Origin of the sequence: Streptomyces sp. RKAG290, assembly GCF_023701695.1 — a bacterium.
Classification (GTDB): domain Bacteria; phylum Actinomycetota; class Actinomycetes; order Streptomycetales; family Streptomycetaceae; genus Streptomyces.
In genome coordinates this window covers 5006647-5021268 of the sequence record NZ_JAJOZC010000001.1, presented here as the reverse complement: position 1 = coordinate 5021268, position 14622 = coordinate 5006647, and the positions used below count along the sequence as shown (strand labels likewise).

Below are 14622 nucleotides of genomic sequence, written 5' to 3'. Positions count from 1 at the left end.
ACAGCTTCCCGAAGAGGAGTGAGCGTCCATGTCGTCCCCCACTGCGGAGCTGACCGCGTCCCCGCCGGCCGTCCGGCCCCGTGAACCGGTGTCGGCCGCCGAGCGGATCGCGGCCTCCGCGAGCGCCACCGAAGGGCTCCTCAGTACATGGGAGTTCCACGACTGGTTCAACGAGCGGCGGAAGGCGGGCCGGTTCAACGTCGAGCGGGTCCCGTTCTCGCGGCTGCGCAACTGGTCCTTCGAGCCGGACACCGGCAACCTGGTGCACTCCAGCGGACGGTTCTTCAGCGTGGAGGGCCTGCACGTCACCACCGACGACGGCCCGCACAAGGAGTGGTACCAGCCCATCATCAAGCAGCCCGAGGTCGGCATCCTCGGCATCCTGGTCAAGGAGTTCGACGGCGTACTCCACTTCCTGATGCAGGCCAAGATGGAGCCGGGCAACCGCAACGTGCTCCAGCTCTCCCCGACCGTGCAGGCGACCCGCAGCAACTACACCAAGGTCCACAAGGGCACGGACGTCAAGTACATCGAGTACTTCACCGGCGCCCGGCGCGGCCGGGTGCTGTCCGACGTGCTGCAGTCCGAACACGGCTCGTGGTTCTACCACAAGAGCAACCGCAACATGATCGTCGAGGCGGACGGCGAGGTGCCTCTCGACGAGGACTTCTGCTGGCTGACGCTGGGGCAGATCTCCGAGCTGCTGCACCTGGACAACGTGGTCAACATGGACTCCCGCACGGTGCTGGGCTGTCTGCCCGCCTACGGGGTGGACCCGGGGCCCTGGGACGAAGGGCTCGGGGACGAGGGGCCCGGGGGCGAGGGGTTCTTCCGGTCGCTCGCCCGCTCGCGCTGCCCGCAGGCCGGCGCGCTGCTCAGCGACGTCGATCTGCTGTCCTGGTTCACCGCGGAACGTTCGCGCTACGACGTGCGGGCCGAGCGGATCCCGCTCCGCGACGTCCGGGGCTGGTCCCGCGACGAGACCCGCATCGGCAAGGAGGACGGCCGTTGGTTCGACGTGGTGGCGGTCGAGGTGCAGGCAGGCAACCGCGAGGTGACCAGCTGGACCCAGCCCCTGATCGAACCGCGCAGCCAGGGCGTCGCCGCCTTCGTCGCCCGCTCGTTCGACGGGGTGCTGCACGTCCTCGCGAACGCCAAGATCGAGGGCGGCTTCCTCGACACGGTCGAACTCGCCCCCACCGTGCAGTGCTCCCCGGTCAACTTCGAGGGGCTCGACGTACGACCGCCGTTCCTGGACCTCGTACTGAACGCTCCGGCCGAGCGCATCCGGTACGACACCGTCCACTCGGAGGAGGGCGGCCGGTTCCTGTACGCCGAGAACCGCTACCTGGTCGTCGAGGCGGACGAGGCGGACGCGCCGGTGGAACCCCCCGCCGGCTACCAGTGGGTGACAGTTGGCCAGCTCACGGCGCTGATCAAGCACGGACACTATGTCAACGTGCAGGCCCGGACTCTCCTCGCCTGCCTCAACGCCATGGGACACCTGACGGATGACTGAAAGACCCCTGCGGATCGCCGTCCTGGGCACCGCCGACATCGCCCGGCGGCGGGTGCTGCCCGCCATGGCGGCCGACCCGGCCGTCGAGCTGGCCGCGGTGGCGAGCCGGGACGGCGGCCGTGCGCGGGAGGTGGCGGAGCTGTTCGGCTGCGCCGCGGTCGAGTCCTACGACGCGGTGCTGGACCGGGACGACGTGGACGCCGTCTACGTCCCGCTGCCCATCTCCCTGCACGCCGAGTGGGTGGGCCGGGCGCTGCGCGCGGGCAAGCACGTGCTCGCGGAGAAGCCGCTCACCGCCGACCGGCGCACCACCGAGGCGCTCCTGACCCTGGCCCGCGAGTCGAGCCTGGTGCTGATGGAGAACGTCATGTTCGTCCACCATCCGCAGCACGCGGTCGTGCGGGAACTGGTGACGAGCGGCAGCATCGGCCCGCTCCGGGCGTTCAGCGCCTCGTTCGCCATCCCCGCACTGCCGGCCGGCAACATCAGGCACCGCCCGGAGCTCGGCGGCGGGGCGCTGCTCGACGTGGGCTACTACCCGGTGCGGGCCGCGCTGTACTTCCTCGGCCCGGGGCTGGAGATCGTCGGCGCGGCTCTGGAGAAAGGTTTCGGCTCGGAGGTGGAGACCTCGGGCGCGGTACTCGTCCGCTCACGGTCGGGCGTGCTCGGCCGGCTGGCGTTCGGCATGGAACACGCCTACCGCTCGGCGTACGAGCTCTGGGGCGGCGAGGGCCGCATCCGTGTGGAGCCCGCGTTCACCCCGTCCGCCGACCACAAACCGGCCGTGTGGATCACCGACGCGCACGGCCCGCGTGAACTGGCCCTGGCGCCGCACGACCAAGTGGCCGCCACTGTGCGGGCGTTCACACACGCGGTGCGCTCCGGTGCCGCGGAGTCACCGGACGCCGCGGAGTGCCTGGAGCAGGCGGCCCTGCTCGACGCCATCCGGGCCAGGGCGACAACGACCACAGGGCCGCACCTTCCGCGGCAAGAGGGGACCGACCATGACCGTGACTGACCAGCCGCCGCAGACCGCGGCCGTGCGGGTCGCCGAACTGCACGTCCTGCGCGAGCAGGCCCGGCTCGGCCCCAGCACGAAGGCGACCGAGGCCCAGCACGCCAAGGGCAAGCTCACCGCGCGTGAACGCATCGGTCTGCTCCTGGACCCCGGCAGCTTCCAGGAGGTGGAACAGCTGCGCCGGCACCGCGCGACCGGTTTCGGCCTGGAGGCGAAGAGGCCGTACACCGACGGTGTCATCACCGGCTGGGGCACGGTCGAGGGCCGCACGGTCTTCGTCTACGCGCACGACTTCCGGATCTTCGGCGGCGCCCTGGGCGAGGCCCACGCCACCAAGATCCACAAGATCATGGACATGGCAGCGGCAGCGGGCGCGCCGATCGTCTCGCTGAACGACGGTGCCGGAGCCCGTATCCAGGAGGGCGTGTCCGCGCTCGCCGGCTACGGCGGGATCTTCCAGCGCAACACCCGCGCCTCGGGAGTCATCCCGCAGATCAGCGTCATGCTGGGCCCCTGCGCGGGCGGGGCCGCGTACTCGCCCGCGCTGACGGACTTCGTCTTCATGGTCCGCGACACCTCCCAGATGTTCATCACGGGACCCGACGTCGTCCAGGCGGTGACCGGTGAGGAGATCACCCAGAACGGCCTCGGCGGCGCGGACGTCCACGCCGGCGTCTCCGGGGTGGCCCACTTCGTCCACGACGACGAGGAGACCTGCCTGGCCGAGGTCCGGTACCTGATCTCCATGCTGCCGTCGAACAACCGGGAGGCGCCCCCGGCCGTCCACCCCGACGACCCGGCCGACCGCCGCAACGACGTCCTGCTCGACCTGGTCCCGTCGGACGGCAACCGCCCGTACGACATGCGCGCGGTGCTGGAGGAGATCGTCGACCACGGCGACCTGCTGGAGATCCACGAGCACTGGGCCCGCAACATCATCTGCGCCCTGGCCCGGATCGACGGGCGGGTGGTGGGGATCCTCGCCAACCAGCCGCAGTTCCTCGCGGGAGTGCTGGACATCGAGGCGTCGGAGAAGGCCGCGCGGTTCGTCCAGCTCTGCGACGCGTTCAACATCGCACTGCTCACGCTGGTCGACGTGCCGGGCTTCCTGCCGGGCGTGTCCCAGGAGCACGGCGGCATCATCCGGCACGGCGCGAAGCTGCTGTACGCGTACTGCAACGCGACGGTGCCGCGCATCTCGCTGATCCTCAGAAAGGCGTACGGCGGCGCCTACATCGTCATGGACTCCCAGTCCATCGGCGCGGACCTCACCTACGCCTGGCCCACGAACGAGATCGCGGTCATGGGCGCGGAGGGGGCGGCGAACGTCATCTTCCGCCGCGAGATCGCGGCCTCGGACAGCCCGGAGACCGTCCGGGCGGAGAAGATCGAGGCGTACAGGTCGGAGCTGATGCACCCGTACTACGCCGCGGAGCGGGGCCTGGTGGACGACGTCATCGACCCGGCCGAGACGCGGGCGGTGCTCTGCGCCGCCTTCGCGATGCTCGCCGGCAAGCACGCCGAACTGCCGTCCCGCAAGCACGGGAACCCGCCGCAGTGACGCGTGAGGGGGTGGGAGCGCGAACGGGAGACGGCGGAGTGGGGTCGGGGCACGGCGGGCGGCCTGTGCTGTTCGCGGCGCCTCGCCGAAGCGCCGCCGACCCGCCTGCGTAGGTCCCCCGGCAACTGCTCACACATCCCCGTAGCAAGGAGGAACCATGGCGTACCTGCCGACGCGGTCGGACGAGGCGCAGCAACCACCCGTAAAGAAGGAACCGCTGTTCCGTCTGGTCCGAGGCGTGCCGACCGATGCGGAGCTGGCGGCCCTGACCGTCGTTCTGCTCGCCCTGAACACCGCGCTCCCGGCGGCGGCGCCGGTGCCCGCACCGGTGGAATCCCTCGCGGCCTGGCGCCGGCAGCCCTACCGCCAGCCGGTGAGCTGGCAGCGGGCGGCCTGACGGGGCCGGCCGGGGCCGGCCGCGCGGGCAGGGGTGCCTCGACCGTGGGGCGGCGGAGGCGGTCAGCGCCCCGAGCGCGCCGCGCGGGCGACGGCGACGACCGCCTTCTCCAGCGCGTACTCGGGGTCGTCCCCGCCGCCCTTGACCCCGGCGTCGGCCTCGGCGACCGCCCGCAGCGCGGTGGCGACCCCGTCCGGCGTCCAGCCGCGCATCTGCTGCCGTACCCGGTCGATCTTCCACGGCGGCATGCCGAGCTCGCGGGCGAGGTCCGCCGGGCGGCCCCCGCGCGCCGACGACAGCTTGCCGATCGCCCGCACGCCCTGCGCGAGCGCGCTGGTGATCAGGACGGCCGCCACCCCGGTCGACAGCGACCAGCGCAGCGCTTCCAGCGCCTCCGCCGCCCGCCCCTCGACCGCCCGGTCGGCGACCGTGAAGCTCGACGCCTCCGCGCGCCCCGTGTAGTAGCGCCCGACGACCGCCTCGTCGATCGTGCCCTCGACATCCGCGACGAGCTGCGACACCGCACTCGCCAGCTCCCGCAGATCGCTGCCGATGGAGTCGACCAGCGACTGGCACGCCTCGGGGGTCGCCGAGCGGCCCAGGGCCCGGAACTCGCCCCGTACGAACGACAGCCGCTCAGCCGGCTTGGTGGTCTTCGGGCAGGCCACCTCCCGGGCCCCCGCCTTGCGTGCCGCGTCCAGCAGCCCCTTGCCCTTGGCGGCGCCCGCGTGCAGCAGCACAAGGGTGATCTCCTCGACCGGGTCGTCGAGATACTTCTTGACGTCCTTGATCGTGTCGGCGGAGAGATCCTGCGCGTTGCGCACGATCACCACCTTGCGCTCGGCGAAGAGCGACGGACTCGTCAGCTCGGCGAGTGTGCCCGGCTGGAGCTGGTCGGACGTGAGGTCACGGACGTCCGTGTCGGCGTCGGAAGCGCGGGCCGCCGCCACCACCTGCTGCACGGCGCGGTCCAGGAGCAGGTCCTCCTGGCCCACGGCGAGCGTGAGCGGGGCGAGCGGGTCGTCGGTGGAATTCCTTCTGGTGGCCATCGCCGTCCAGCATCCCACGCGCCACCGACAGCCCGGCCGGCCGCTGTCCTGGCATTGTGGCCCGTACCGGAGAATGGCCGGGTGAGCGATGTGAGACATGTGCTGGTGCTGCCGGACCGCGACACGGCGCAGGAAGTGGCAGGGGAGCTGGCCGACCGGTTCGGGGTCGCCGAGGAGCCTCAGCTCGTACGCGACGCGCTGGCCGGTGAGGACGATGCCGAGGACGCGCAGTGGCTGGTGGTCGTGGAGGACCCGGACCGGCGGCTGGACTCCGCGGCGCTCGACGCGTTCGCCGCGGAGTACGAGGGGTGGCTGGAGGCGCCGTAGGCCGTCCGGGCTCAGCTCTTCGGGATGATCTGGATGTCCATGTCGATGGAGATGCTGGAGCCGACAGCGGCGATCCCACGGGCCAGCATGGTCTGCCAGGTGAGGGTGAAGTCCTCCCGGTGCAGCTCGGTGGTGGCCCGGCACGCCGCCCGGGTCTCGCCCTCCAGGCCGTTGCCGAGGCCGAGGTACTGGGTGTCCAGCGTGACGGTCCGGCTCACGCCGTGCAGGGTCAGGGCACCGCTCACCCCCCAGCGGGTGCCGCCCCGGTGGATGAAGCGCTCGCTGTAGAACTCCAGGGTCGGATAGCGCCCGACGTCGAGGAAGTCCGCCGAGCGCAGGTGGTCGTCGCGCATGGGGACGTTCGTGTCGATCGACGAGGCGTCGACGATCACGTGCATGACGGAGTTCTCCATGCGGTCGGCGCTCCTTACCGCACCCGCGAAGGTGTTGAACCGGCCGTGGATGCGGGCCATCCCGATGTGCCGGGCCGTGAAGCCGATCTGTGAGTGCATCGGCTCGATCTCCCACTCGCCCGGGTCGGGCAGCTGCGGGGGCGCGGAGACCTGGAGGGCACATCGCCCAGGCCCGCGTGGTCGCCCCCGGTGACCGAGGCCGATCCGTGGAACGGGGTGTAGCCCTCGGCCGTGACAGCCAGCCGGTACTCCCCGCCGGCACCGTGGCGAGGACATTGCCGTACGGGTCCGTCTCGCCGCCGACGACCTTGCGCCCCGCGCTGTCCGTCACCACGAACTCCGCCTGCCGCACGGCCTCGCCGACCGGGTCGAGCACCCGGCAGCTGAGCACACCCGCGGAGTCCGGTACCGAGAGTCCGGCGAAGGCGCTGCCGCGCGCTGCACCCGTCGCTCCCTTGTTTCCGGGCCTGCGGTCTCCGAGCCAACGGCCGAACATCTTCACGTACTCCAGGGGGCGCGTTCACCTCGGGGCCGGATGACTGGACTTCGTTGTCGGAGCAGCGCGGCCCGCCGACGATCATGCATTCGATCACCCTTGTGGCGTTCGAGGCAAACACGGCACCTCGGCAGAGCTTGGGCGGAGGTGTTACCGAAGGTCCGAATTGCCCGTTCCATTTGCGTATGTCACCCATTCGGTGCGGAAACGCCGGCGCCGCGCGGAGCGGGAAGCCGGTCGAGGCGCACGCCGAAGTGCTCGCGGTAGGCCGTGAGCACCTCCTCGTCGCTCTCCAGCGGAGTCTCGTGGCGCTCGGCGCCGACCGTCGTGACGAGCTTGCGGCCGCTGAGCGTGATCCGGCCTGCGGCGGTGAAGAGGGAACAGACCGGGGCCCGGGTGAAGCTGGAGTCGGGTGAGGTCCGGTGGTACCAGGAGCCGGCCCGGAAGTCCGCGAGCACCCGGGGCCGCGGATCCACCCGGAGCTGGGGCGCACCGTCCCGCAGCACGTCGAGTTCCCCGTAGTCCTCGCCGCCCGCTGGGGCCTGCTCGATGCGGAAGGTGCCGCGCGGATCCTGCTGGTCCGTACGGTCGTCGAGTGCGAGCGGCTGCTGGGCGTGGTCGCCGAAGCCGACGTCGGCGAGCCAGGGGCCGGTGCCGTCGTCCGTCGCCACCCTGAGCGCCAGATGGTCGTAGGGAATGCCGAGTTGTCCGTCGCCACCATGGACCCTGGCCTGGAGCAGCGTGACGTGGAAGCCCAGCTCACGCAGCAACACGGCGAAGGCGCCGTTGAGTTCGTAGCAGAACCCGCCCCGGCGGCGCGCCACGATCTTTTCGAGGAGCGCGCCCTCCTCCAGCACGATGTCTTCGCCGAGATGGATCGAGAGGTTCTCGAAGGGCACGGAGGTGAGGTGGCGCAGCTGCAGCTCACGCAGTGCGGCAGCATCGGGGCGGGCGGGCCTGGCGGCACCGATGCGTGCCAGGTACGAGTCGACGGTCTGCGGCAGTTGCGGGTCCATACCGGCAGTCTGTCCCGGAGCACGGCGGCCCGCCATGAGCCGGTGGTCCTAGGACCGGCGGCGGAGGTGCGTTGCGGCGCGCACTCACTAATCTGCGGGGCATGACGACTCACGAGCCGGCGCGCAGCCGGGAACAGCGCAAGCAGGATGTGCTCGATCATCTGGAGAAGGACGAGGACGCCTGGGTGTCGACCGCATCGGCCGACGGGGTGCCGACTCTGGTGCCGCTGTCGTTCGTCTGGGACCACGGAACGCTGCTGATGGCCACCCGCCGCACCAATCCCACCGCGGTCAATGTGACACCGTCCGGGCAGGCCCGGATCGCCGTGGGCCACACCCGCGATGTGGTCCTGATCGAGGCGACGGCCGAGGTGATCGAGGGCACGGACCTCCCCGAGGATTCGGGCGACGCCTTCGCCACGAAGCTCGACTGGGACCTGCGGGGCCGCTCCGCCTGGGTGTACCTGCGCTTCACCCCGTACGCGGTCAGGGCGTGGCGGGAGGAGAACGAGCTGGCCGGCCGTGAGCTGATGGCCGACGGCCGGTGGCTGGACTGAGTGCACGCTCATGACCGGCCCACCGCCCGCAGCTCCCGCCCGGCACCCGTCACCGCGATCGCACCGTCCCTGTCGGTGCGGAGCACCACCGCGCCGCCGGCCCTGAGCGCGTCGACGGTGGGCGCGGCCGGATGTCCGTACGGGTTGTCCCGGCCCACGCTCACCAGCGCGAACCTCGGACGTACGCTGCGCAGCAGGGCGGCGTCCTGATGTGCGGAGCCGTGGTGGGCGACCTTGAGCACATCCACGTGCGGGAGGGCCGGGTAGCTGCGCAACAAGGCCTGCTGCGCCGGTGGTTCGAGGTCGCCGGGCAGTAACAGGGTGAGCCCGCCGGACCGTACGAACAGGGTGACGCTGGCATCGTTCGGCTCCTGCGGCAGGGGACCGGCCGCCCGGCCGGGCGGCGCCCCGCCGGGCGGCCACAGCACCTGCCACCGGAGCGCACCGATGCGTCGTCGCTCACCGGGGACGGCCCGCACCACAGGGACACGGGCCGCCGCGGCCGTTCTCGTGACGAACGCGGCCTGTTCGGGCGGTTCCTCCAGGTCCGTCGTCTGGATCGCACCGACGGACCTGCCCCGCAGCACACCTGGCAGGCCCCGCACATGGTCGGCGTGGAAGTGCGTGAGCAGCAGCAACGGCACCCGGGTGATGCCCAGGTCGCGCAGGCACCGGTCGGCGAGCCGCGGATCCGGCCCGGTGTCGACCACCACCCCCGAGCCGCGCCCCGCCGCGAGCACCAGAGCATCGCCCTGGCCCACGTCGCACATGGCGAACGCCCAGCCGGGCGGCGGCCATCCGGTCAGCACCCGGGTCAGCGGCACCGGGCGGAGCACCGCGAGCACCAGCAGCAACGCCGCGGCCGAACACACCCAGGGGTGGCGTCCGATCCGTCGGGCGAACAACACCACCAGCCCGGTCAGCGCGGCCAGCAGCAGCGCACCCGGCCGGCCGTCCGGCCAGTCGATCTCCGCCCCGGGCAGCGCCGCCCCGGTCCGGGCCACGGAGACGATCCACCCCGCCGGCCACCCCGCCAGCCGGGCCAGCAGTTCGGCCACCGGCATGGCCACGGGTGCCAGGGCCAGCGCGGCGAACCCGAGAACCGTGGCGGGCGCCACCGCGAACTCGGCCAGCAGATTGCACGGAACCGCCACCAGACTGACCCGGGAGGCGAGCAGCACCACGACGGGCGAGCACACCGCCTGCGCCGCGGCCGCGGCAGCCAGCGCCTCGGCGAGCCGGGGCGGCACCCGGCGCCGTTGCAGCGCGTCGCTCCATCGTGGGGCGAGGGTCAGCAGGGCGCCGGTGGCCAGTACCGACAGGACGAACCCGTAGCTGCGCGCCAGCCAGGGGTCGTGGAGCACCAGTAGCAGAACGGCGGCCGCCAGCGCGGGGATCAGCGTTCTGCGTCGTCCGGTACCGATGGCGAGCAGCGTGATGAGTCCGCAGGCCGCGGCCCGCAGCACACTCGGTTCGGGCCTGCAGACGAGGACGAAAGCGAGCGTGAGCCCGCCGCCGAGCAGGGCGGTCGCCCGCAGCGAGATCCCCAGCGCGGGTGCCAGTCCGCGGCGTTCGACGCGCAGCGCGCTGCCTGGCGGTCCGATCAGCAGGACGAGCAGGATCGCCAGGTTGGCGCCCGAGACCGCCATCAGATGGGTGAGGTCGGTCGCCTTGAACGCGTCGTGCAGTTCCGGTGTGACCCGGGTGGTGTCGCCGACCACCAGTCCGGGCAGGAGGGCCCGCGCATCCGGGCCGAGCCCCTCGGTCGCTGTGCGCAGTCCGGCGCGCAGCCCGCCCGCGGTGCGCTGGAGGAGCGTGGGCGGGCCCGTGATGCGGGGCGGGCCCTTGCCGTCGGGGCGCAGAACTGCGGCGGCACGCTCCCCGCCGTGCAGCGGAGGCGCCAGCCGGCCGCCGATGTGCAGCCGGGTGGAGGGGAGCAGCCGCTGCCACTGTGCCGTGGCGGGGCCGGGGGTGACGATGACCAGCACCGGCGTACGCAGCCGGGTGACCGAGCCGTCGGGCCTCGTCAGCCGCGTGATCTCGGCGTCCAGGAGAAGAGAGACGGGTGTGCTGCGGTCCCCGCGCACCCGGGGGAAGGTCTGGCGGGCATCGGAGGTGAGGGTGATCTCCGCGTCGACACTCGCGAACTGTCCGGCCAGTCCCGGCACCGGCCCCTGCCGCACGTCCGCGCTGTGCAGCCCCGCCGACGCGGCCCCGGCCGCCGCACAGAGCAGCGCCGCCGCGGCGGCCGTGGTGTGCAGTCGCCGTCGTCCGGCGCCGGCGTTGTCCCCGCCGCCGACAGGTGTCGCGGCGCGCGCGGCGCGGACGGCCGGTAAACCGGGGAAACCCGGGACGGCCAGCAGGACCATCGCCGCTCCGAGGCAGAGCAGCACCCCCAGCGCCGTCCACCGCCCCGGCGCGCCCACGGCCGGCGCGGCACCGGCCCAGGCCGCGAGGGCCGGGGGAACCAGCCGCAGATCGGCCGGCCCCTCCTGCCGCGGGTCGGCGGCCCCCAGCCGCCGGCCCGACGCCGTGTGGACGTCGCCGGCGCTCACGGCCGCACCAGTGGCTGAAGATCGGCGAACCTGCGGTCGCCGATGCCGTTGACCTCGCGGAGCTCGTCCACGGAACGGAAACCACCGTGCTGGGTGCGGTAGTCGACGATGTGCTGAGCGAGGACGGGGCCCACTCCGGGCAAGGTGTCGAGCTGTTCGGTGGTCGCGCTGTTGAGGTTCACCGGCCCGGTGGCGGAGCCGCCCGCGGCCGGTGAACCTCCTGCGCCGCCTGCCCCCGTGCCGCCTCCCCCCGCGCCGCCTGCTCCCGTGCCGCCTGCGGCGGGCGGGGCGGGTCGCATGCCCACCACGATCTGCTCCCCGTCCATGAGCACCCGGGCCCGGTTCAGGCCGTCCAGATCCACGCCGGACCGGACTCCACCCGCCGCGCGCAGCGCGTCGGCGACCCGGGCGCCGGACGGCAGCCGGTGGATCCCGGGCCGCCGCACCTTCCCGCTCACGTCCACCACGATCCGCCCGCCCGGGCCGGCCGCGGGTGGCGCCCCGGCGGACGGTTCGGGCACACCGGCCTCGTCCCCGCCGGCCACCGGGTCCACACCGTCCTGCGGCCCTGGGGTGTGACCGGCCTCGCTGAGTTGCCCGGGGCAGATACGGCTTCGGGACGGGCGGACCAGAAGTGCATCGCGGCGAAGACAGCCGCCGCCACCAGCACAACGGCGAGTGCGGCCAGGGTCTTCGGCTCCAGGCCGCATCTGAGCTGCAGCCACATCGGCAACCGCTCCCCCAGCGCGGGAACAACCCGCGCCCACCGCCCCGCAGGGACCGGGTCGGTCGGCGGAGACGAGGCGGGTTGCGAAGGCGGTGCCGTCGGCGGAGCCGGCGCGGGCCGCGGAGCTGGTGTCGGTGCGGGCTGTGGAGCTGGTGTCGGTGCGGGCTGTGGAGCCGGTGTCGGTGCGGGCTGTGGAGCCGGTGTCGGTGCGGGCTGTGGAGCCGGTGCGGACCGCGGAGCTGGTGTCGGCGCGGGCGTCGGAGCCGGTGTCGGTGCGGGCCGCGGAGCCGGTGCGGGTGTCGGAGACGGCGCGAGCCGTGCCCCGGACACAACCGGAGGCGCCAACAAGGCCGATGCCAACGGCGCGGAGGAGGACGGCCAAGCCACCGGGGCCGCAGGCGCGGACGGCGAAGCCACCGGGACCGCAGGCCCGGACGAGGACGGCCAAGCCACCGGGACCGCAGGCGCGGGCGAGGTCAGGCTCGCGGCTTCCGGCAGGCCCGGGGCCATCCCCACCACCCGCCGGGCTACCCGCCCTCCGTACCCGCCCGCCATGAGCGCGTCAGCGCGGTTGCGTGAAGCCGCAGCCGCTGCGTCCCGCTCCCGCGTATGCCGCCCTCGGCCGGGGCCCACGCCCGTCCTGCTCCGGCCGCGCCCGTCCGATGCCGGACCGCGGCCGGGCCCGCTGCCGGGTCCGCCGGCGATCCTGCCGAAGGGGCCGGCACGGCCGATTCCGCCGCCGGGTCCGCTGGTTGCACGATGTGATCGGGAAGCCATGCCTCACGACGCTAGGCACTTGCGCCGAATCTCGTCGAGCGCCCTCGATTTCGGTGGAAAACCCGTCAGTTGTGGAAAACTCCACCACTCCGGGCAGCGACGTCAGCGCGGCGAAACCACTGCTGCGAGCAGTCCTGGACCGGTGTGCGCGCCGATCACCGCACCCACTTCGCTGACATGCAGGTCCACGAGCCCGGGAACCCGCTCACGCAGCCGCTCGGCCAGGCGTTCGGCCCGATCCGGGGTTGCCAGGTGATGCACCGCGATGTCCACCCGCCCGCTGCCCGCCCGCTCGGCGACGATCTCCTCCAGCCGGGCGATGGCCTTCGAGGCGGTCCGCACCTTCTCCAGCAGCTCGATCCGGCCGCCGTCCAGCTGGAGCAGCGGCTTCACGGCGAGCGCCGAGCCGAGCAGCGCCTGCGCGGCACCGATGCGCCCGCCGCGGCGCAGGTAGTCAAGGGTGTCGACGTAGAAGTACGCGGAGGTGCCCGCCGCCCGCTTTTCGGCGGCGGCCACCGCGTCGTCCAGGCTGCCGCCCGCCTCCGCGGCCTCCGCAGCTGCCAGGGCGCAGAAGCCGAGGGCCATGGCGACCATCCCGGTGTCCACCACCCGTACCGGTACCGGGGCGTCCTTCGCCGCGAGCAGGGCGGCGTCGTACGTTCCGGAGAACTCCGCGGACAGGTGCAGCGAGACGATGCCGCTCGCCCCGGCATCTGCAGCCGCACGGTAGGCGGCGGCGAACACCGCGGGGCTGGGCCGTGACGTCGTCACGGGACGGCGCTTCTGGAGCGCCAGCGCGAGGGAGCGGGCCGAGATTTCGGTGCCCTCCTCCAGCGCCTGATCGCCGAGGACGACGGTCAGCGGCACTGCGGTGATGCCATGCCGTTCCATCGCCTGAGGCGGCAGGTAGGCCGTTGAATCGGTGACGATCGCGACATGGCGGGACATGAGCGGGAGGTTACCTGCCGGGGCGGTGACGCGGCAGGCCGACCCCGACTGAATGATCAGTTCCGGTCACTTCGAGCCGTTTCCTGCCACGGTCGCTCACTCCTCGAAGCACCTGCCCGCATCAGCGTGACCAATGCCTGGCCACCGCGCCGGCCTCACCCACACCACCGGATCGACCGGACCCGTCCACCCGTCCATCACCACACCCACCCCGTGCACCCGCCCACCGGCAGCGCGGCCCGCATCGCGAGCCCAGGTACCCCGCCCCGCCCGCATCGCGAGCCCAGGTACCCCGCCCCGCCCGCTTCGCGGTCGCGGTCTACGACGCCGCCTCAGTTCGTGGTCTCGGGCCCCGTGGTCTCGGGCCGCGCCGACCTCTGCCACGGGTATCCGGTCTGCAGCCGCGGGTCCGCGGCCGTGATGGCCTGCGCCTGCGCGGTCCCGTCATCGCCTGTCCCCCGGCCCAGGTCGCCTGTCCCCTGGCCACGGTCGCCCGGCGCCTGGCCCCGGTCGGCCGGTCCGTGACCGTACTCCGCCGGCCTCTCGGGCTGCTGCGCCGGCACCGGCTCCTCCGTCGTCCAGTGCCGCAGCGCACCGGCCTCCACATCGATCTGCACGTTCAGCGCCGCCAGGTCGTCGTCGGCGAACTGCCGCGCCCGGTCACGCGCAGCCCACCGAAGCGATTCCGCAGAGCGGGTGATCTGCTCGGTGCGCTTCTTCAGGGCGGGCACCAGGGAGGCCACGGTCGTCTTGTCGGGCTCGCGCTCCAGCCTCTTCAGCTCCTCGTCCAGCTCACGGCCGTGCGCACTGAGCCGCTGGAACAGGCCCACCGACTCGGACAGCGAGGCGTCCTCGGCGACGCCCGTCTGCAACGCCTCCTGCGTGGCCCGCATCGAGGTGCGCAGCGAGAGCCGCAGCTGCGCCAGCTCCCCGCTGACACCCAGCTGCCCGTAGCTCTTGGCCCGCAGCGTGGTGTCCTCGACGGTGCGGCGCGCCTGCGTGATCGTACGGTCCACTCCGCGCTTGGCCGCCCCGATGACCTTGACGCTCACATAGACGCCCAGCGCCATGCACGCGACGACAAGCAGCACCAGGATCAGGATCACGGCTTCCATGAGCGCCCCTCGGATGGTGTGACGGCTGCCGACACGTGTTCACCGGCCCCTCCACCGTAAACGGAACGGGCAGGCCGAGGGTTCCATCGGAACCCCCAACCTGCCCGTAGGGGAAAGCCCTCACCCCGTCACAGCGACGGCCGGCGG

12 protein-coding genes and 1 pseudogene are annotated in these 14622 nt (G+C 72.7%); 6 read left to right on the top strand and 7 right to left on the bottom strand.

From position 1 onward, the window contains the following. Window positions 1-28: 28 nt before the first annotated feature. From LNW71_RS22075 to LNW71_RS22060, 4 genes are all read left to right on the top strand, one after another. Complete coding sequence (locus tag LNW71_RS22075; protein ID WP_250969805.1) at window positions 29-1519, top strand: NDP-hexose 2,3-dehydratase family protein; 1491 nt, start codon at window positions 29-31, stop codon at window positions 1517-1519. After that, window positions 1512-2537: a Gfo/Idh/MocA family protein gene (locus LNW71_RS22070; protein WP_250969804.1), complete on the top strand. Its 1026-nt coding sequence runs from the start codon at window positions 1512-1514 to the stop codon at window positions 2535-2537. Before LNW71_RS22075 ends, LNW71_RS22070 begins: the two co-directional genes overlap by 8 nt. Next, on the top strand, window positions 2524-4098 hold the full coding sequence (locus tag LNW71_RS22065; protein ID WP_250969803.1) for an acyl-CoA carboxylase subunit beta: 1575 nt from the start codon (window positions 2524-2526) through the stop codon (window positions 4096-4098). Before LNW71_RS22070 ends, LNW71_RS22065 begins: the two co-directional genes overlap by 14 nt. 157 nt (window positions 4099-4255) lie before the next feature. Beyond that, a complete protein-coding gene (locus LNW71_RS22060) occupies window positions 4256-4495 on the top strand; it encodes an acyl-CoA carboxylase subunit epsilon (protein ID WP_250969802.1) in 240 nt (79 codons plus the stop codon). 62 nt (window positions 4496-4557) lie between these two features. On the opposite strand, the gene holA is transcribed toward LNW71_RS22060, so the two are convergent. Beyond that, entirely contained in the window at window positions 4558-5544 is a 987-nt protein-coding gene (holA, locus tag LNW71_RS22055) for a DNA polymerase III subunit delta (protein ID WP_250969801.1), read from the bottom strand. Window positions 5545-5625: 81 nt separating this feature from the next. Here holA and LNW71_RS22050 point away from each other — a divergent pair, with 81 nt between their 5' ends. Then, the gene (locus tag LNW71_RS22050) at window positions 5626-5871 is read left to right on the top strand and encodes a hypothetical protein (RefSeq protein ID WP_250969800.1); all 246 of its coding nucleotides are present in this window, start codon (window positions 5626-5628) and stop codon (window positions 5869-5871) included. A gap of 11 nt (window positions 5872-5882) precedes the next feature. Here LNW71_RS22050 and LNW71_RS22045 read toward each other — a convergent pair. Continuing rightward, window positions 5883-6780 (bottom strand): annotated as a pseudogene (locus tag LNW71_RS22045) (YceI family protein). 188 nt (window positions 6781-6968) lie between these two features. Beyond that, window positions 6969-7796, bottom strand: a complete 828-nt coding sequence (locus LNW71_RS22040) for an arylamine N-acetyltransferase (RefSeq protein WP_250969799.1) — start codon at window positions 7794-7796, stop codon at window positions 6969-6971. 101 nt (window positions 7797-7897) lie between these two features. Here LNW71_RS22040 and LNW71_RS22035 point away from each other — a divergent pair, with 101 nt between their 5' ends. Further along, the gene (locus LNW71_RS22035; RefSeq protein ID WP_250969798.1) at window positions 7898-8353 is read left to right on the top strand and encodes a pyridoxamine 5'-phosphate oxidase family protein; all 456 of its coding nucleotides are present in this window, start codon (window positions 7898-7900) and stop codon (window positions 8351-8353) included. Window positions 8354-8361: 8 nt separating this feature from the next. Here LNW71_RS22035 and LNW71_RS22030 read toward each other — a convergent pair whose 3' ends face one another. The 4 genes from LNW71_RS22030 to LNW71_RS22015 all read right to left on the bottom strand — a co-directional run bounded on the left by LNW71_RS22030 (window position 8362) and on the right by LNW71_RS22015 (window position 14475). Beyond that, on the bottom strand, window positions 8362-10908 hold the full coding sequence (locus LNW71_RS22030) for a ComEC/Rec2 family competence protein (protein WP_250969797.1): 2547 nt from the start codon (window positions 10906-10908) through the stop codon (window positions 8362-8364). Beyond that, window positions 10905-11462: a ComEA family DNA-binding protein gene (locus LNW71_RS22025; protein ID WP_250969796.1), complete on the bottom strand. Its 558-nt coding sequence runs from the start codon at window positions 11460-11462 to the stop codon at window positions 10905-10907. The genes LNW71_RS22030 and LNW71_RS22025 overlap by 4 nt, the downstream gene beginning before the upstream one ends. Before the next feature lie 1052 nt (window positions 11463-12514). Continuing rightward, complete coding sequence (locus LNW71_RS22020) at window positions 12515-13360, bottom strand: DegV family protein (protein ID WP_250969795.1); 846 nt, start codon at window positions 13358-13360, stop codon at window positions 12515-12517. Window positions 13361-13692: 332 nt separating this feature from the next. After that, the gene (locus tag LNW71_RS22015) at window positions 13693-14475 is read right to left on the bottom strand and encodes a hypothetical protein (protein ID WP_250969794.1); all 783 of its coding nucleotides are present in this window, start codon (window positions 14473-14475) and stop codon (window positions 13693-13695) included. Between the last annotated feature and the right edge of the window lie 147 nt (window positions 14476-14622).